The 18173-nt window shown below is 43.2% G+C and carries 13 protein-coding genes and 3 pseudogenes; 10 read left to right on the plus strand and 6 right to left on the minus strand.

Features of this window, described 5'->3' with window-relative positions; genetic code table 11:
- Window positions 1-358: 358 nt before the first annotated feature.
- The 4 genes from ACH2DQ_RS00745 to ACH2DQ_RS00760 are packed head-to-tail and all read left to right on the plus strand — an operon-like array spanning window position 359 to window position 6164.
- Entirely contained in the window at window positions 359-1768 is a 1410-nt protein-coding gene (locus ACH2DQ_RS00745) for an ABC transporter substrate-binding protein (protein ID WP_394914302.1), read from the plus strand.
- Between the two features lie 30 nt (window positions 1769-1798).
- Entirely contained in the window at window positions 1799-2692 is an 894-nt protein-coding gene (locus ACH2DQ_RS00750) for a carbohydrate ABC transporter permease (protein ID WP_394914301.1), read from the plus strand.
- A gap of 10 nt (window positions 2693-2702) precedes the next feature.
- Window positions 2703-3533, plus strand: coding sequence for a carbohydrate ABC transporter permease (locus ACH2DQ_RS00755; protein WP_394914300.1), 831 nt, complete (start codon window positions 2703-2705; stop codon window positions 3531-3533).
- A gap of 33 nt (window positions 3534-3566) precedes the next feature.
- Window positions 3567-6164: a GH116 family glycosyl-hydrolase gene (locus ACH2DQ_RS00760; protein ID WP_394914299.1), complete on the plus strand. Its 2598-nt coding sequence runs from the start codon at window positions 3567-3569 to the stop codon at window positions 6162-6164.
- Between the two features lie 128 nt (window positions 6165-6292).
- On the opposite strand, the gene ACH2DQ_RS00765 is transcribed toward ACH2DQ_RS00760, so the two are convergent.
- The 3 genes from ACH2DQ_RS00765 to ACH2DQ_RS00775 are packed head-to-tail and all read right to left on the minus strand — an operon-like array spanning window position 6293 to window position 10182.
- Window positions 6293-7540 carry a response regulator gene (locus tag ACH2DQ_RS00765; protein ID WP_395025096.1) on the minus strand — a complete coding sequence of 416 codons (1248 nt, stop codon included), beginning with the start codon at window positions 7538-7540 and terminating at the stop codon, window positions 6293-6295.
- Window positions 7533-9335 carry a histidine kinase gene (locus tag ACH2DQ_RS00770; RefSeq protein ID WP_394914296.1) on the minus strand — a complete coding sequence of 601 codons (1803 nt, stop codon included), beginning with the start codon at window positions 9333-9335 and terminating at the stop codon, window positions 7533-7535. Before ACH2DQ_RS00770 ends, ACH2DQ_RS00765 begins: the two co-directional genes overlap by 8 nt.
- A gap of 40 nt (window positions 9336-9375) precedes the next feature.
- Window positions 9376-10182, minus strand: a complete 807-nt coding sequence (locus ACH2DQ_RS00775) for a DeoR/GlpR family DNA-binding transcription regulator (RefSeq protein WP_394914295.1) — start codon at window positions 10180-10182, stop codon at window positions 9376-9378.
- Between the two features lie 536 nt (window positions 10183-10718).
- Here ACH2DQ_RS00775 and gatY point away from each other — a divergent pair.
- Window positions 10719-11570: a tagatose-bisphosphate aldolase subunit GatY gene (gatY, locus tag ACH2DQ_RS00780; protein WP_394914294.1), complete on the plus strand. Its 852-nt coding sequence runs from the start codon at window positions 10719-10721 to the stop codon at window positions 11568-11570.
- Window positions 11571-11782: 212 nt separating this feature from the next.
- Window positions 11783-11872: pseudogene (locus ACH2DQ_RS00785) on the plus strand (DUF6783 domain-containing protein); the annotation flags it as partial.
- Here ACH2DQ_RS00785 and ACH2DQ_RS00790 read toward each other — a convergent pair.
- Window positions 11837-11929, minus strand: a pseudogene (locus ACH2DQ_RS00790) (DUF6783 domain-containing protein); the annotation flags it as partial. The pseudogenes ACH2DQ_RS00785 and ACH2DQ_RS00790 overlap by 36 nt on opposite strands.
- Between ACH2DQ_RS00790 and ACH2DQ_RS00795 the strand changes: the two are divergent.
- Together ACH2DQ_RS00795 and pfkB are read left to right on the plus strand one after the other, a co-directional pair.
- A complete protein-coding gene (locus tag ACH2DQ_RS00795) occupies window positions 11928-12977 on the plus strand; it encodes a galactitol-1-phosphate 5-dehydrogenase (protein ID WP_394914293.1) in 1050 nt (349 codons plus the stop codon). The pseudogene ACH2DQ_RS00790 and the gene ACH2DQ_RS00795 overlap by 2 nt on opposite strands.
- Before the next feature lie 143 nt (window positions 12978-13120).
- Window positions 13121-14050 (plus strand): 1-phosphofructokinase, encoded by a 930-nt coding sequence (pfkB, locus tag ACH2DQ_RS00800; RefSeq protein WP_394914292.1) that lies wholly within the window; start codon window positions 13121-13123, stop codon window positions 14048-14050.
- A gap of 14 nt (window positions 14051-14064) precedes the next feature.
- Here pfkB and ACH2DQ_RS00805 read toward each other — a convergent pair whose 3' ends face one another.
- On the minus strand, window positions 14065-14664 hold the full coding sequence (locus tag ACH2DQ_RS00805; protein WP_394914291.1) for a TVP38/TMEM64 family protein: 600 nt from the start codon (window positions 14662-14664) through the stop codon (window positions 14065-14067).
- Window positions 14665-15406: 742 nt separating this feature from the next.
- On the opposite strand from ACH2DQ_RS00805, the gene ACH2DQ_RS00810 reads away from it, so the two are divergent.
- The gene (locus tag ACH2DQ_RS00810) at window positions 15407-16369 is read left to right on the plus strand and encodes a bifunctional 4-hydroxy-2-oxoglutarate aldolase/2-dehydro-3-deoxy-phosphogluconate aldolase (RefSeq protein ID WP_395025102.1); all 963 of its coding nucleotides are present in this window, start codon (window positions 15407-15409) and stop codon (window positions 16367-16369) included.
- Between the two features lie 101 nt (window positions 16370-16470).
- A complete protein-coding gene (locus tag ACH2DQ_RS00815; RefSeq protein WP_394914289.1) occupies window positions 16471-17496 on the plus strand; it encodes a PfkB family carbohydrate kinase in 1026 nt (341 codons plus the stop codon).
- A 252-nt stretch (window positions 17497-17748) separates the two neighbouring features.
- Here the strand turns inward: ACH2DQ_RS00815 and ACH2DQ_RS00820 are convergent.
- Window positions 17749-18173, minus strand: a pseudogene (locus ACH2DQ_RS00820) (radical SAM protein); the annotation flags it as partial.

Raw genomic sequence — 18173 nt, forward strand, 5'->3', positions numbered from 1 at the left:
TCTTTCCGTACACCACCTCCATCTACAAAGCGTCTTTACTCAGCAAAACCCAAATTTAGTTTTTTATAACAGCATGTCCTCACTATGTTCCTACTAAGTAAAGACTTCGTAGTATATCTGCAACCTGCAATTGTACGTTGTAGTACTAGGGAAGTATTTTTATAAAATTCCGAAACTGTTACATCATAAAATTTATGACATATGATAAATTTTTGGACTTATGGGAAGAGGGATTTCAATGTTAAAATGATCCTGTAATTAAGAAACAGACGTACACCTGATTCAGATATCAGGTACTTAAGAAGAATTCTCAAATAGTTACACAAAAGTACAGTTTATGGAAAAGGAGAGATTGGATATGAAAAAGAAATTATTGAGTTTATTTATGGCTGCATGTATGGTTTTACCGCTGGCTGCATGCGGCGGGCAGAAAGCAGATGAAACGAAAGGGGCAGACACTTCTGCAGCACAGGGGGAGACAAAGGCCGGGGAGACATCCGGGAAAACGGAAGCAGAAAGCAAGGCAGCTTCCGAAGCTTCGGCAGATGGAAAAGAAATTACCCTCACCGTAATGCATGGAAGACCGGACCCCACCGATACCCTGCATCAATATTATCTGGATGTTCAAAAGCGCTATGAAGAGAAATATCCCAATGTTAAAGTAGAGTATGAAGTCTATGATAATGAAACCTATAAGAAAAAGCTGCAGATCTACGGCTCCACTAAGAGTATGCCGGATGTATTCTTCGTATGGTCCAATCCATCTGAGTTTTTACCTTATGTAAATGCTGGCCTGGCTGCAGAATTAAATCCCGAGGACTTTAAGGATTTTAACTTTACACCGGGGGCACTGGAAGGAGCAACCGTTGACGGAAAATTACTGGGGCTGCCGGAACTGATAGATTACTGGTATCTCTATGTAAACAAAAAAATATTCGAAGACAATAATATTAAAATCCCGACTACCATGAGTGAATTAAAGACAGCGGTTACCGAGTTAAACAAGGCAGGCATCGCACCGATTTCCATGAATGGAAAAGATCTGTGGAACCAGTCGGTTATGTTTAACGACATACTGTTCCGCTATACAGGTGGCGATCCGAATCCCATTTGGGATGCAGCTTCCCAGAAGACAAAATTTGCAGAGACTAAAGAGTTTACCGAAGCGGCAGACATGTACAAGGAACTGGTAGATATGGGATTATTCCAAAACAGCTGGACATCCGATGATGAAGCTACATCCAAGAACCTGTTTGTACAGGGAAAAGCAGCGATGTGGTATACAGGAACCTGGAACAATGCCATTGCCACATCAGAAGATACACCCCAGGAACTGCGTGACAATGTTGCCATCATACCGTTCCCGTCTGTGGATGGCAAGGACACCAGCGACTGTCTGATGGGACGTGAAGGAGTCAGTATGATGGTTGCAGAAAATTCGGAATATAAACCGGAGGCAGTTAATTATCTGAAAGAATTTTTTGATCCTGATTTTTATCCGAAGGCATGCTGGGAAAATGGAATCGGTATTCCAATGCAGAAGTTTGACCAGTTCGTAAAAGATACAGATGCAGATCTGTTAAAAGAAGCCGCGAAATCAATAAGCGGAGCTAAAGCTGTGGCAAGCCACCCATATGCGTTCCGGCTGAATGCAGTGTTTGAACAGGAGTGTAAGGATCTGACTATGGCGTTCCTCTTAGGACAGAAAACAACAGATGAATTCTGGAAGGCTACCGACGAAGCAGCAGCAGCAAACCAGGTAAAATAAAGTTCCGGAAGTAATCAGACAGGAGTCAATATGAATGCAAAAAAGAAAAAAATATTAAAAAAATATCTGACGGTGACAATCATACTGATCCCGGGACTTCTATTCTTCGTAGGAGGAATTCTATATCCGCTGTTTCGCAGTATTAAAATGTCCATGTACAGCGCCACGGGATTAGATGTGGGAACTTTTGTGGGACTGCAGAATTACAAAGATTTAATGGGGGATGAAGTATTTTGGATATCTGTCCGAAATGCAGTCCTCCTGGCACTGGGATATATTTTTATCTCACATCCCATTGCAATTGTGGTTGCATGGAATATCCGCAAGCTTTCGCCAAAGGTGGAAAAAGTGTTCCGGACGCTGCTTTTCGTACCTGCGGTTATCAATATCGTTGTACTGGTGAAAATATGGGTTTTTATGTACAACCCGGATTTTGGGGTCATCAATACCATATTGAGAACCCTTGGTCTGGATGGGCTTACCAGGAACTGGCTGAATGACCCGGCGACAGCACTTCCGGCAGTCATGATTATGGCTATCTGGATCGGGTGGAGCTGGAGTTTTCTTTATGACTATGTTGCAATTAAGAGCTTACCAGAAGATGTCTTTGAAGCTGCAAGAGTCGACGGAGCAAGCGGATTTTTCCTGCACTTTCGGATCACCCTTCCCATGCTGCTCCCGGTTATCAGCGTCTTCTTTGCCACCGCGATTATCAATGCCTTTAAGACCATGGAGATTGTAATGCTTTCCACAGACGGAGGTCCGTTAAATGTAACACAGTTTGTAGCAAACTATATGTATCTGAGAGGGTTCAGGACTTTCCAGCTGGGTTATGCCAATGCCATCAGTGTCATATTTGCTGTAATGTGTATTCTGGTAACTATTGTATTTTTCCGCTTTACGAAGCAGGATATCGCAGATTAGGGGGACTCTGATGAAACAGAAAAAAGCATATACAAGAATCGTATTCATTGTATTTATCATCATCGCGCTAATCCAGGTGTATCCTCTGATCTACTTGTTTGATTTCTCACTTTTGCAGAATAATGACTTTTATGTTTCGGGAATTTTTAAAATACCAGACCCGCCTCAGTGGATCAATTATGCAAAAGCCTGGATTACCGGAAATGTACCGAAATTCATGTTTAACAGTCTGGTAGTCTGCGTGGTTTCCATTGCAGCAACCCTGTTTCTGGTACTGACCATGTCCTACATATTTGTGAAAATGGAATGGAGGGGGCGTAAGTTTTTCTTCTGGATGATGCTTCTTGGCATGATGATTCCGCCCCATACCACTTTAATCGCCAATTATTCCCTCTATGAGACCATGGGCATCCGGGACACCTATTTTTCAATGATCATCCCTTACATCGCATTTAACGTTCCTTTTGGGCTGTTTCTCATGGCTGGGTATTTAAAAACGATCCCCACTTCCATGATTGAATCCGCACAGATTGACGGCTGCGGCGTCTTCAAAACTATTTTTGCCATTATCGGTCCGCTTACAAAGCCGGCATTGTCCAGCATTGGAATTACAACGTTTATTAACTGCTGGAATGAATATGTAATGGCATCCACCTTTTTAAGTAAAGATACCTATAAGACACTGCCCCTTTCAATAACAAAATTTACATCGGAGCACGGGGCAGATCTGGCAGCACAGTTTGCAGTCATGGCAATTGTAGCAATTCCGGCCATCCTGATATATTTTCTGTTCAGTGAGAAAATTACGGAAGGAATCATGGCTGGTGCTGTGAAAGGATGATTTTACAATGATTAGACAGGGAAGGATAAAAACATGATTTATGAAAAGGAATATACAAATCAGATTTCATTTCCTCTGGGAGGAATTGGTACCGGAAGCATAGGGCTTTCCGGTACCGGGAGGCTGATCGACTGGGAAATATTCGGCAGGCCCAATAAACAAAGTTATAACGGATATTCTCATTTTGCAATCAAAGTCGAAAAAGACGGCAGAGTTTTGGATACACGAATTTTAAATGCCGATCTGGCACCTCATTATATAGGAGGCGTTAAGACAGAAAATATTCACAGCGGTTTTGGGTTTGGTCCGGATCAGATCACCATGGCAGGTTTTCCACATTTTAAAGAAGTCCGGTTTGAGGGTGAATTCCCGGTTGCGTGTCTTACGTATAGAGATGAACACTTCCCATCAGAAGTTAAACTTACGGCATTTAACCCCATGATTCCGTCTGATGCCTGGAACTCTTCTGTTCCCGCCGCATTTTTTGAGTTCGAAATTGGAAATCCTACAGAGGATGACTTGGATTATATGCTGGCATTTTCCGTTTCCAATCCTACGGGAACGAAAAAGGTCTGCCACCGTTATGAAGAAAAAGATGGCATTCGTTATTTGAAGTTAGACTGCGGGGAATTTGACAAAGAGGATTACCATTTCGGAAATCTATGCATTTCCACAGACTGTGAAGACACCAGCTTTCAGGAATACTGGTATCGGGGAGGCTGGAGCGACGGTGTGGAAATGTACTGGAATGATCTGACAGGCAGCGGAAAATTGAAGAACAGAAGATATGAAGCCGATTATATGGTAAACCAGCAGGTGGTGCATGACGTGGGAACCCTGGCAGCACACGTACATATTCCGGCTGGTAAAGCAAAGAAAATCAGGTTTGTGCTCTCTTGGTACTATCCCAATATTGTGAAAAGCTGGGAAGTAAAATATCATCCCGAAAAGCGGATGGAAGATATGCCGGTATGGAGAAACTATTATGCTTCCATGTTCCCATCTTCCCGTGCATGCGCGGATTATGCCATGAAAAACTTTGACAGTTTACAAAATCGTACACTGCTGTTTAAAAATACCTTATTTCGGTCCAGCCTGCCAAAAGAAGAGCTGGATGCGGTGGCATCGAACTTGTCTACGCTAAAGTCAGCAGCGGTACTGCGTTTGACAGATGGCTCTTTTTATGGGTTTGAAGGATGTATTGAGGATGCCGGATGCTGTGAGGGATCATGCCAGCATGTGTGGAATTATGCCTATGCCCTGCCGTTTCTGTTCCCGGGACTGGAGCGGAGTATGCGTGATCTGGAGTTAAAATACAGTATGGCGGCAGACGGACGTATGGGATTCAGACTCCAGCTGCCCCTTGGAACACCGCCAGCAGATTTCCGTGCCTGTGTAGACGGACAAATGGGATTTGTTATAAAAGTATATCGGGAGTGGAAGATATCCGGTGATGATAAATGGCTGAAAGAAAACTGGACAGGGGTGAAAAAAGCCCTGGAATATGCCTGGAGTGAAAGCAATGAAGATCTGTGGGATGAGGGATGCAGCGGAGTGCTCAGGGGCAGACAGCATCACACCCTGGATATGGAACTGTTTGGAGCCAATTCCTGGCTGCAGGGATTTTACCTGTGTGCATTAAAAGCTGCAAGTGCTATGGCGAAATATCTGGGAGATTCCAAAAAGGCAGAACTTTACCGGGAAATCTTTTTAAAAGGCAAAGAATGGACAGACCGCCATTTGTTCAACGGCGGGTACTATTGCCAGGATATTGTACTTTCAGACCAGTCCGTGCTGGAGACATTTAAGGATCAGACCTGCCTGTTTGGGGATGGTACCATGGATATCTACTGGAATGAAGAAAACGGGGAAATCAAATACCAGATTGGGGAAGGCTGTATGATCGATCAGGTCATTGGACAGTGGCATGCTAATAACTGCGGATTGGGTGAAATCTTCCAGGAAGAGCAGACGAAAAAATCCCTGGAGAGCATATACCGGCATAACTATCACAAATCCATGAGAGAGATTGCCAATCCCTGGAGGCTTTATAATCTGAATGATGAAGGCGGAACCATGATCTGCACCTGGCCGCAGGGAAAGAAAAGACCTGCCATCCCACTGACGTATAACAGCGAAACCATGCATGGATATGAGTATCAGTTTGCCTGCCATCTGGCACAGATGGGAATGTGGGAGGAGAGTCATGAGGTAGTAAAAGCAGTCCGGGATAAATACGATGGCTGCAAGAGAAACCCCTACAATGAGATCGAGTGCGGAAGTAATTATGCGAGAAGCATGGCAAGCTATGGACTGCTTCTGGCATATGGAGGTTTTTGCTATGATATGACAAAAGGGATGATTGGCTTTTATCCCAGAACGGATGTGGATCAATTCGAAACATTTTGGAGCCTGGACGGAGCCTGGGGAAGATTTTACTGTAAAGGGAGTGAAATGGAATTCCAGGTTTTAGAAGGCAGTATCCGGATAAAGGAGTTTCACTGGGGATGGCTTCAGGGAAAACTGGCGGATCGGTGCAGTGCCAGTGACTGGAGGCAGGAAGGTGAGATATTATACCTGGATGTTACGCTCTATGAGGGTGAACAGATTTCGCTTAGCTGCAAGGATTGATATAAAGCAATGTCACAACGGGTCTGGGCAACGCCGGCAAAAGAATAATGTCACAACATGGCTGACACAATACAGATTGACAAAAAGGAAGACAAGGCGCTTACATGAAACGCCTGTCTTCCTTTTTATTAACCATCAATCAGTTTTACCCTCCGGTAATCGGTGGGAGTGAAGCCGGTCATCTTTTTAAATACATGATTAAAATAACGGTAATTCTGATAACCTACCAATTCCGCAATATCTACCACACGCATGCCTGGGTTATTCAACAGTTCGCAGGCTTTTTCAATGCGTACTTTGGTGAGGTAGACGGAAAAATTCATGCCCAGATGCTGGGAAAACAGGCTGGACAGATAATTATAAGAAATAAAAATACGGTCAGCCACATCCTGCAGGCTCAGATCCTCCGAATAGTGAAGCATGATATATGTGGTTGCCTTCTCCAGCAATTCCAGCGTTGAGACAGATCCGGGAATGATATCCCCGGAACTATTCGAAGCTTTCGGGGAGTTGGAGGTTAAGCGGGACAGTGCAGTCTGATATGCCTGCCTGCAGGAGAAAATATCCTCCATTATCCCGCCTTCACATAGGGTTACTTTTGACTTCAAAACTCTGTTTAATTGTTGAGCGGCATTTGACAGCACATCCGTAACCTCTTCATAGGTGCTGTTGGCTAAAGGGAAGATGATTAAAATCTGTTCATTGCACAAAAAAATTTCAGTATTTGTAATGCGCTCCAGAAGTTCATTTAAAATATTATTGCTGCAAAACAACAGCAGGTCGGTATCAGCAGGATTTTCCGGGCTGTGGGTAAAATCAAAATCCAAAAGGAACAGGGCACATTTGGATAATAGGTGCCCGGAATGCATATTTATCAGATCGTTTTTGGTACAGGCATGATAGTGGAACAACAGTGATATGACTGCCTGCTGGCGCAGCGTGGGCAGGTTGCCGATGAAATTTTCATAATAAGCATTCAGCGCGGCTGTATTCTGCCGTTCCAGATCAATTTTCCTGGCAGCACTGCCCAGTGCTTCTGCCAGATCGTCTCTGGAACAGGGTTTTAACAGGTAATTGGTGATGCCGAGCCGGATGGCAGTTCTGGCATAATTAAAATCATCGTAACCGGTTAAAATGATAATTTTGGTATTCGGGCAGCGTTTCACCAGTTGTTCGGACAGCATCAGGCCGTCCATAACCGGCATTTTGATATCCGTCAGTACAATGTCCGGAGAATTATCGCCCAGATGGTCGAGACATTCTTTTCCGTTGGCGTAAACGCCGTCTACTTGAAAATCGGTGAGATTTTTACGGATAGTAGCAGCAATGGTATTGGCGATAAACTGCTGATCCTCTACAATAATAACGCTATACATGATCTGTTTCCTCCTGAAGTGTTTTTGTGACCGGAAGTTCCAGCAGGATGCAGGTACCGGAATTTACCTGGGATTCTATCTGAAATGACATCCTTGTTCCATAATAAATCTGCAGCCGATGCAGAATGTTGGGAATAGCATAACCTTTGTCAGAAGACTCACCGTCTTTCGTAACGGATGCGGTATCCGCATTTAAAAGCTTGTTTATAGAAGCCTGATCCATGCCCCTGCCGTTGTCCCGGATGGAAATAGATACCGTTTCTGTATGATCGGTAATGGTAACGGTAAGCCGGGGATTATCCATGTTATCATCTAAACCGTGGACGATTGCATTTTCAATCAGCGGCTGCAGCAGAAAGCGGGGCAGGTATGTTCCCTTAATAGAATCCGGAACCGTTAACGTATAAGTGAGACGCTCAGACATCAGTGATTTCTGCAGAGTCAGATAACAGCTTAAGAATTCAGCCTCTTTTTCATAGGTAATAAATGAATTTCCCTTATTTAAAGAGATGCGGAACAACCGGGACAGTGAATATACCAGTTCGGCTATTTCATCCTGATCATAAGCGATTGCTTTCCAGTAGAGTAAATCCAGTGTATTATATAGAAAATGAGGATTTATCTGTGTCTGAAGAGCGGCAAGCTGCGCCTTTTGCTCCTGTATTTTGATCTCGTAGTTCTGCTGAATCAGCTCCCGGATACGGTTTACCATCTGGTTATAGCCTTCGGTTAACTGTCCGATTTCGTCGTTATATTTAATTTCTACCTGCTGATCAAAATCGCCTGTCTGAAAATGCTGAATGGAGTGCAGGAGCTTTTTCATCGGGGAAGTGACGGCAGAAGTGATCAGGGATGCAATCAGGATAAAGACAGTGATGGCGGCAACTGCAATCAGGATGATGTAAGTAATGGTTGCAGAAAGAGAGGGTGCTGACTGGTGGGATAAATCCGTATAGTAAGTAATGGTCCAGCCCAGTGAGTTCTCTTTTGTGATACATTTCAGATAACGGATGTCCTGAGACTTTTCATATGCAATCTCCGTGTTCTGCCCTGCCGATTCCGAAAAGGCAGGTTCTTTCATGCCATACTGATAAAGCTGGCGCCCCTTGGAATCAGTCATGGTAATACCGCTGACGGATGTGTCAATCACAGATTTACACTGGGCGTCAAAGGTGGATGTATTGATTCCAAGGAGGAGATATCCCAGCAGGTTAAAGCTTTCCTGGGTATCTTTAATGGTTCGGATATACAGTATCTTATCCTGCACGTTGTTTTCCAGAATGGAAGTATCACCAGCCGGCATGGGATAACATGCATAGTCGTAGTCATTTTTTATAAAGTCCAGAAAGGAATCGCTTTTTACCAGTTTCTCATATTTCTGAAGTCCAAAGCTGGTATCCGTAGTGATATAATATCCGCTGTTTAAATTTGTCTGGTTTATCACACCGGCAAAGCTGAAGTTATTCTTAGACATAATTGTAGTAAATAAGAAGTCATGGAGGTAGGCATCTGTAGTCGTTCCTGTATTTACCGGGCGGTCAGCCAGAATATTAAGCAGGGTGCGGTTTAAATAGGGGGTGGAAGACATGTCCAGAAGATAGGACTGGAGATTGTCAATGTAGTTGTTGAACTGATTGGTGATCTCCATATGGGAAGCTTCCAGCTGCTTGTTGATTTCATTTTGCGCATTTCGGATAGAGACAAAGCTAAAAATGACGCTGTATATTAGGATGATAAAGGTCATGGCAAGAACGACTTTGAATTTTAAACCCATATGTCGGTACCATTTTTTCATTGGCAGGCTCCTTTCACTGCAATCAGGCAGCTAAACGTTATCAATCAGAAGGCGCTTCCACGATCAGAACCTGTACGCCGTTATTCTGCAGTGTTTCCAGCAGTTCTTTGGAAATGCCGGAATCGGTGATAAGGGTAAAGCCTTCTCTTAACCGGGTTAGCTGTACAAAGCTCTTTTTCAAAAACTTTGTAGAATCGGCAACTACCACGATATGTCTGGAAGATTCCAGTACCGCAGTAAAAGTACCGGCTTCAATATAATTATAGTTATAGATGATCCCGTTTTCATCAATCGTGGCGGCGCCGATAAAGGCATAGTCAAAAGAAAAACTGCGGATCATATTTTCTGCAACATGTCCCACCGCATTGAGGGAGGGGAGAATCAGCTGGCCTCCGATTGAAATGACCGTATAATCCGGGTGGTTAGCCAATACCTGGGAGACACTTACATTATCGGTTACTAATGTAGCGGTGTCCAAGGAAAAGTTCATCTGCAGTGCCATACAGTACAGGGTGGTGCCGGATGCAATATAGACAGAGCTGCATCCACTTCCGAGGCTGGCGCTGTGCAGATACCCGGATGCGGCATGTCCCAGTGCCATTTTCAGATCATGATTGTTATTCAGCCTGGTCTGGAAGGGGGCATCACTAATTAAGGAAGCGGATGCCTGTACCAGAGTGGCGCCGCCGTGATGGCGGATTACTTTTTTATCATCTTCCAGTGCCTGGAGATCTCTTCGAATCGTCATATCGGACACATGAAATTCCGTACACAGTTCTAATACGCTGGCAGTGCCGTCGTGAAGACGCATGTATTCCAGGATCTGGTCAGTTCGTTTATTTTTCATAGGGGCTTAAATTCCTCTCTTTTGATTCGATGTAAATGAGCCTGTTTTCCGCCTTGCAGACTGACAAAATAATCAGCACTGTCGCGGTAGTTTTTGGCTGGATAGAGTACAGGTTCGTGTCTTTAAATATTATAATATGAGACAAATGAAAATACAAGGGTATTCCAGGTATTTATGTTTGAAATCGAAAAAAATCAAACAAAAACATTGAAAATCCAGAAATGCAAAGGAATAAATATTGAAAAACAAACAGAAATATGTTTGAATGCGAAAAAAAATAACATAATATGAAACAAAATTTACTTGACAAATACACACGTCTGTGATTATATTAGGATATAAACATAACGAACATAATTCAGACATTTATTAAACATGAATTTTTACGGTGATTCCTATAAAAGTAAAATACGTTAGAGAAGGTTCTGGAGTGTATATAATGCTTTCTGACAGATGGAGGGAATGATTTGCAAACACGCTCTAAGATGAGGAATCCGGTTGGCACGCGCAGATAAGGCGCAGAATAGGAGGAAATTATGCCATTAGTTACAAGTAAGCAGATGTTGTTAGATGCTCAGGCTGGAGGGTATGCAGTAGGGGCGTTCAATGCGGAAAATATGGAAATGGTGCAGGCAATTGTTGCTGCCGCTGAGGAATTAAATGCTCCGGTAATGATACAGACAACACCATCAACCGTTAAATACGCAAGCCTTGACGCATATCTTGCCAATGTAGCGGCAATTGCAAAAAAGGCAAGTGTACCGGTATGTATGCATCTGGATCATGGAAGCAGTTTTGAACTGGCAATGCAGGCACTTCGCACCGGATATACCTCTATCATGATCGATGGTTCCCACAGTGTTTTCGAAGAAAATATTGCGCTTACAAAACGGGTAGTGGATGCCTGTGCACCATCCGATGTGCCGGTTGAGGCAGAACTTGGAAAAGTGGGTGGAAAAGAAGATGATCTGGACGGCGGAGCCGGCGGATATACCGTACCGGAAGAAGCAAAAGAATTCGTGGAGCAAACCGGTGTCGGTTCTCTGGCTGTGGCAATCGGAACGGCTCACGGAGTTTATTCCGGAATTCCAAAGCTGGATCTGGACCGCTTAAGCGAAATCCGTAAGCTGGTATCAATTCCGCTGGTACTGCACGGAGCATCCGGATTATCCGATGAGGCTGTACAGGAGAGTATTAAGCGCGGTATCTGTAAAGTAAATTTCGCTACGGAACTTCGGATCGCATATACAGATGGTGTGAAAAAAGTGCTGGCTGATGCGCCGGATACCTTTGATCCGAAAAAGTATGGTGCAGCAGGACGTGAAAATGTAAAACAACTTGTAATGAACCGTATAAAAGTATGCCACAGTGACGGGAAAGCAAAATAAGCATACGAAAATCAGATAAAAACAGACACTTAGATACAAAAAAGTATATAAAAAAGTATATAAAAAGAAGACTAAAAAGACAAAAACAAAATAAACAGAAAATTTAATAAATGGCTGGGAAAAATATAAGGAGAAGGGAAATGCCACAGAATATTTTTCAGTCTGTTTAAAAGTGGCTCTGGAGCTTATTTGAAAATTCATTCCTGCCATCTGTGCATGCCCCACTTAGCGGCATATTTGCACCTAATTCAGGTTACGTAGCCCGCTACGCGCCCTTCATCCGGGACAAATCTCCCACAAAGTGGGACGCACAGCTGCCAGAAAGCAATTTTCAAACACGCTCCAGGGGTTTGAATCATGAAAGCAGGAGTTGTATATGCCAAAAATGATATTCGTTATGATGATATTGAGAAACCATCAGCAGGACCGGGAAAAGTACTGATAAAAGTAAAATATACCGGTATCTGCGGTTCAGATGTGCCAAGAGTAAATGGAGATGCATGTCATTTCTTCCCGAATGTGCTGGGACATGAATTTTCCGGAACAGTTGAAGAGATCGGTGACGGAGTCACTTCTTTAAAGCCGGGTGACCGGGTAGCAGGTGTCCCCCTTGTTCCATGTATGAAGTGTGAAGACTGCCAGAAGGGGAATTATTCACTGTGCAAACACTACAGCTTTATCGGTTCCAGAGAATACGGCAGCTTTGCCCAGTACGTAGTTGTACCGGAAAAAAATGCGGTTAAATTTGAAGATGAGGTAAGCTTTGAGCAGGGCGCATTTTTTGAACCGGCTACCGTAGCACTTCACGGTTTACAGCGCTGTGATTATACAGGCGGGAAAACCGTGGCAATTCTGGGCGGCGGAACAATCGGGATGCTGACCATGCAGTGGGCCAAGATATTTGGTGCTGCAAAGGTAGTGGTATTCGATATCGCAAAAGAGCGCTTGGAACTGGGAACCCGTTTAGGCGCGGATGCAGTAATCAATACGCTGGAAGAAGATTACATACAGCAGGCAATGGCACTGACCGACGGTAAGGGATATGACTTTGTATATGAAACAGCAGGAAATACCATTACTATGAAAATGGCATTCCAGCTGGCAGCAAATAAAGCAGAGGTGTGCTTCATCGGTACCCCTACCAAAGAATTATCCTTTACGGTGAGTGAGTGGGAGAATATGAACCGGAAAGAATTTAAGCTTACCGGCTCCTGGATGTCCTACAGTGCACCATTCCCGGGGAAAGAATGGGAACTGACGGCACATTATTTCAAAACGGGTCAGTTAAAATTCGACGATTCTTTTATTTACAAGAAGCTGGGGCTCAGTCAGATCGGAGATGCTTTTGAAATGTTTAAGACACCAGGTGCGGTGAAGGGAAAAATTTTGATTGACAGCGAAGCTTAGAGCGTGTTTGAATACTGCTTTCTGGCAGCTGCACGATATATCAAATAGGAAACAGAAAGGCTGTGGCTATGTGCACAGCCTTTCTTATAGGAAAAATGATCAGTGAGGCAGGGATATCCGGCTGCACGGAACAGGAGGAAAATATGATCACAACAGTGACACTGAATGTAGCAGTTGATAAAGCTTATGTGGTAGATGAATTGAAAAAGGGAGAAGTTATGCGTGTAAAAACCTGCTCCAATACGGCAGGCGGGAAAGGATTAAACGTAGCTAAGGTAGCAAGTCTTTGCAAAGAAGAAGTGCTTGCAACCGGTTTTGTAGGCGGTCACAATGGTGCATATGTGGAAGAATTGCTGGAGGGATGCCAGGTAAAAAGCCAGTTTGTCCATGTAAAAGGGGAGACCAGAAGCTGTATCAATGTTCTGGCGGCAGATGGAAGTTCTACGGAATTCCTGGAACCGGGTGAGCCCATAAAACCTTCTGAAGCAGAAGCTTTTCTATGCCAGTTTAAGGAGATAGCAGAGAAAAGTGAGGTTGTTACCATTTCAGGAAGTGTCCCAAAAGGGGTAGGGATCAGCATTTATGGAAAGCTGATTGATATGGTAAAGGCAGCGGGACATAAGGTAATCTTGGATACAAGCGGAAAGCTATTGGAAGAAAGCATTAAGTCGTGTCCCACCATGATCAAACCCAATGACGACGAAATTGAAGCATTGCTGGGAGTGCCGGTCACAAACAGAGAAGAGATTATTGCCGGTGCCAGAAAGCTTCGGGAAATGGGAATACCAATGGTAGTGGTTTCTCTTGGCAGTGAGGGGGCACTGTTAGTTACCAAAGAAGGTGTCTACCACGGAAAACCCCCGAAACTGGAAGTTGTGAATACGGTGGGATGCGGGGACTCTATGACAGCGGCATTTGCCGTGGGACTATTCAGAGGTTATGATTCCGAAGAGATGCTCAGATATGCAGTGGCAGTATCCGCTGCAAATGCTTTAACCATGAAGACCGGAAGCTTTCTGGAAAAAGATATGCAGGAGATACTGCCACGGGTAGAAGTTAAAAAGATATCTTGACTAACGTATTCATTTTAGAAAAAATGGATTGCATGGATCATGCCGGCGGTTCCGATACTGTAGGCGGCGATCACCCAGGGCTTTCCAAGAAGGATAATCGTTGTAAATTTCTTCCAGTGCATCCGGGTGAGCCCGGCGATAAAACAGAGGAGATCATCTGGAGCAGCCGGAAGGAATATAGCAAGCATGAAAAAGATATCGAATTTCTTTCCTTTCTCCAGCCAGGATGCGTATTTATCGTATGTTTTATCACTTACAAATTTCTTGACAAAGTCAATTCCGTATCTGCGGGCAATGATAAAAGCAAGGATGGAACCGATGCACATGCCGATATAGCTATAAACGAATCCCATAACAGGCCCGAATACCAGGGCGCCTACAATACAGGTTACGAATCCGGGAAGAACAGGTATTACCACCTGTAATGCCTGAATAAACATAAATACAAGCGGTCCCCACAAGCCAAGACCCTTTATAAAAGCAGTCAGAGATTCTTTTGATTCAAAAATGCCTGCGCGGTACCCATATACCGCAAATATGATACAGAGGACAACGGTCAGCACGGTTATCATATTTGTTATAAGGGGAATGTGATTCTTTAATTTTTCAGCCATAGCGGATCTCCTTGTTTCGTTTCTATTTATTCTTACAAATGCAATGTATTCTTATGTTAATATATGTCCGATCAGTTTCTGTAAAGTCTTGACTTATTATAGTAGCTTTTGTTTTTTAAGCCAGAATATGTGAATGTTATTTATTAAATATAGAATATATCATAAATGTTAAGAATCACTGGATGTAATTCTTAAAAAATCCTGACAAAGTTGTAAAGAATCTAATAAGTTTTTACCATATGCAGAACAACCTCACGTAACAGTTAAATACTGGAAGTAGAGGTTGTTCTTTTTGATATAAAATGCATTGACATGAGACGGACAGGATTTGAAAAAAAGTATAAATTCCCTATTGACATTTTCTGCGTTTCTACCTATAATGCAATTAAAGGTATCGTAATTCAAAACATAGTTTCACAATATGAAATTACTCGTAAGGCAAACGCAGAATGAAGCGTATTACAAAGTGTAAAGTAAAGAGCAAAAAAAGCGTAAAATGTAGCATAAAACAAAGCGTATAACAAAGCACAGAACAAAGAATAAAATGAAGCACAAAACAAAGCGCAAAACATAGCGTAGTGCAACGCGCAAAATAAAGCATAATACGAAGCACAAAGCAAAGCGCAAAATAAAGCATAATACGAAGCAAAAAACAAAGCACAAAACAATGCGTAGTACAAAGCGCAAATCAAAGCGTAAAACAAAATACAAATTAAGATCTATAATGAGGAGGATTTAAATCATGAATGAAATTTTAAAAGAGATTTCCAAAATGGGAATTGTACCGGTAATCGCATTAGATGACGCAAAAGATGCAAAACCACTGGCACAGGCACTCTGCGAAGGAGGACTTCCATGTGCGGAAGTGACATTCCGTACAGCAGCAGCAGAGGAGTCTATCCGTATAATGGCACAGGAATTTCCGGAAATGCTGGTAGGAGCGGGAACCGTGCTGACTACGGAGCAGGTAGACCGTGCAGTTGCAGCAGGTGCGAAATTTATCGTAAGCCCGGGATTGAATCCAAAAGTAGTAAAATACTGTGTGGATAAAAACATTCCCATTACACCGGGAACCTCAAGTCCTACCGATATTGAGCAGGCCATTGAGTTAGGTCTGGAAGTCGTTAAATTTTTCCCAGCAGAGGCGTCCGGCGGTCTTGCCAAAATCAAAGCTATGGCTGCCCCTTATGTAAATATGAAGTTCATGCCAACAGGCGGCATTAATGCAAAGAATCTGATAGATTACTTAAACTTCCCCAAGATTATTGCCTGCGGCGGCAGCTGGATGGTAAGCAAAGATATGATCACAGCAGGGGAATTTGATAAAATAAGAGATATGACGAAAGAAGCAGTGACCGCAATGCTTGGTTTTGAACTGGCGCATGTTGGGATCAATGCTGCTGATCAAGATGAAGCGGTGAACACAGCAGCTTCATTTGAGCAGATCTTTGGATTTGCAAAAAAAGCTGGCAATTCTTCTGTCTTTGCCGGCAGTGCAGTGGAAGTGATGAATACACCAAGCTATGGTACCAACGGGCATATCGCAGTCAAAACCAATTACATCGACAGAGCAGTTTACCATTTGGGCAAACAGGGCGTTATCTTCAATGAAGAATCAGCAAAACGTGATGAAAAAGGAAACTTGATCGCGATTTATTTAGAAGGCGAGTTTGGCGGATTTGCAGTACATTTAGTGAGAAAATAAGAGCAAATCCATAGATTTTTGCGAACCCTAATATTGGATTTTTCAAACACGTTATCCATACAGGTTTACTATTCAGATTAAATTTACGGAGGAAATAAAATATGAGCAAGAAAGTAATAACATTTGGAGAAATTATGCTGAGACTGGCACCGGAAGGATATTACCGGTTTGTGCAGGCTGAAAATTATGGTGCGACTTATGGCGGAGGAGAAGCAAATGTAGCTGTTTCCCTGGCGAATTATGGACTGGACGCAGCTTTTGTAACCAAGCTTCCCAAACACGAAATTGGCCAGGCGGGAGTGAATTCTCTTCGCAGATTTGGAGTGGACACTTCTTATATCACAAGAGGCGGAGACCGCGTGGGCATCTATTTTCTGGAAAAAGGTGCAAGCCAGAGACCAAGTAAAGTAATTTATGACCGTGCCGGTTCTTCCATAGCAGCAGCAACCACTGCGGATTTTGACTGGGATCAGATTTTTGAAGGAGCGAATTGGTTCCATTTTACCGGAATTACGCCTGCATTAGGAGACAACGTAACAGAAATCTGTCTGAATGCCTGCAAAAAAGCAAAGGAAAAAGGGATTACCGTAAGCTGTGATTTGAATTACCGTAACAAGCTTTGGTCAAAAGAAAAAGCGGGTCAGGTAATGGGTGAACTATGTAAATACGTGGATGTATGTATTGCCAATGAGGAAGATGCCAGTGATGTATTCGGGATCAAAGCAGCAAATACAGATGTAACTTCCGGAAAAGTAAACCATGAGGGATATAAAGATGTTGCCAAACAGCTGGCTGAAAGATTTGGATTCTCTAAAGTGGCAATTACCCTTCGCGGCTCCATTTCTGCAAATGACAACAACTGGGCGGCCATGCTTTATGACGGAAGTGATTTCTATTTCAGCAAGAGCTATCTCATGCATATCGTAGACCGTGTAGGTGGAGGGGATTCCTTCGGCGGCGGATTAATATACGCATGCTTAAATGACTTTGCACCCCAGCAGTCCATTGAGTTTGCAGTTGCGGCAAGCTGTCTGAAGCACAGCATTGAAGGCGACTTCAATCAGGTATCCGTTGATGAAGTGATGAAACTTGCAGGCGGAGACGGATCAGGACGTGTACAGAGATAAGGAATTGCCTGAAAACCAGCGGTATTATAAATGTGAAACAGTCATAATGCCATGATTATATTAGCTATGAAAACATCCTGTGTCTATATGGGGGAAACAAACGTTATAGACAATTAGGTGTATCTGACAGAACAGGATGTATAAATAGATCAATCCTAAAATGTAAAATGAAAGAATAAGCATATAATTATTTGCCGATTATATGCTTATTCTTTTTGTGTCAATATGATCCATATGCTTCACTTCAAGTCTTTAAATATTTTCCACTTCCTGTCGGCAGGCAAACAGCGTACATCCCCCTTGATGGATGTCTGCTCTTTCTTCAATAGCCCTTACTTTTTCAAAGAAATCTGACTGCAGAACTTCTAAGAGAGAGGCCTGGGTCAGGTTTAACTGTGAATATGGTGAAAAAGGACATGGTTCTGCGCCGCCTGTCGGATTAATATGGAAAAATCCCCGTCCCGCTGCAAGACAACCCCCCATGGCTGCTTCATCCCCCGGAAATGATAAAATAATCATTTTTTCGCAAGCTGCTTTTAAATCCTGTACATCTGCCTGTAACTGGTTTAGATCGTCATCAGTTAAGACAAGAGATTCCGTTCCTTTTTCTACCGGGACATATTCCACATAAAAGATGATACTGCAGCCCTGGCTTTGAAGTTCGTCAACAAATTTTC

Source organism: Robinsoniella sp. (assembly GCF_034124845.1).

What these genes read in the sequence shown, in the direction of transcription:
- ACH2DQ_RS00745 (WP_394914302.1), top strand. Translation starts at nt 359, where the DNA reads ATGAAAAAGAAATTATTGAGTTTATTTATGGCTGCATGTATGGTTTTA.
- ACH2DQ_RS00750 (WP_394914301.1), top strand. Translation starts at nt 1,799, where the DNA reads ATGAATGCAAAAAAGAAAAAAATATTAAAAAAATATCTGACGGTGACA.
- ACH2DQ_RS00755 (WP_394914300.1), top strand. Translation starts at nt 2,703, where the DNA reads ATGAAACAGAAAAAAGCATATACAAGAATCGTATTCATTGTATTTATC.
- ACH2DQ_RS00760 (WP_394914299.1), top strand. Translation starts at nt 3,567, where the DNA reads ATGATTTATGAAAAGGAATATACAAATCAGATTTCATTTCCTCTGGGA.
- ACH2DQ_RS00765 (WP_395025096.1), bottom strand. Translation starts at nt 7,540, where the DNA reads ATGTATAGCGTTATTATTGTAGAGGATCAGCAGTTTATCGCCAATACC.
- ACH2DQ_RS00770 (WP_394914296.1), bottom strand. Translation starts at nt 9,335, where the DNA reads ATGAAAAAATGGTACCGACATATGGGTTTAAAATTCAAAGTCGTTCTT.
- ACH2DQ_RS00775 (WP_394914295.1), bottom strand. Translation starts at nt 10,182, where the DNA reads ATGAAAAATAAACGAACTGACCAGATCCTGGAATACATGCGTCTTCAC.
- gatY (WP_394914294.1), top strand. Translation starts at nt 10,719, where the DNA reads ATGCCATTAGTTACAAGTAAGCAGATGTTGTTAGATGCTCAGGCTGGA.
- ACH2DQ_RS00795 (WP_394914293.1), top strand. Translation starts at nt 11,928, where the DNA reads ATGAAAGCAGGAGTTGTATATGCCAAAAATGATATTCGTTATGATGAT.
- pfkB (WP_394914292.1), top strand. Translation starts at nt 13,121, where the DNA reads ATGATCACAACAGTGACACTGAATGTAGCAGTTGATAAAGCTTATGTG.
- ACH2DQ_RS00805 (WP_394914291.1), bottom strand. Translation starts at nt 14,664, where the DNA reads ATGGCTGAAAAATTAAAGAATCACATTCCCCTTATAACAAATATGATA.
- ACH2DQ_RS00810 (WP_395025102.1), top strand. Translation starts at nt 15,407, where the DNA reads ATGAATGAAATTTTAAAAGAGATTTCCAAAATGGGAATTGTACCGGTA.
- ACH2DQ_RS00815 (WP_394914289.1), top strand. Translation starts at nt 16,471, where the DNA reads ATGAGCAAGAAAGTAATAACATTTGGAGAAATTATGCTGAGACTGGCA.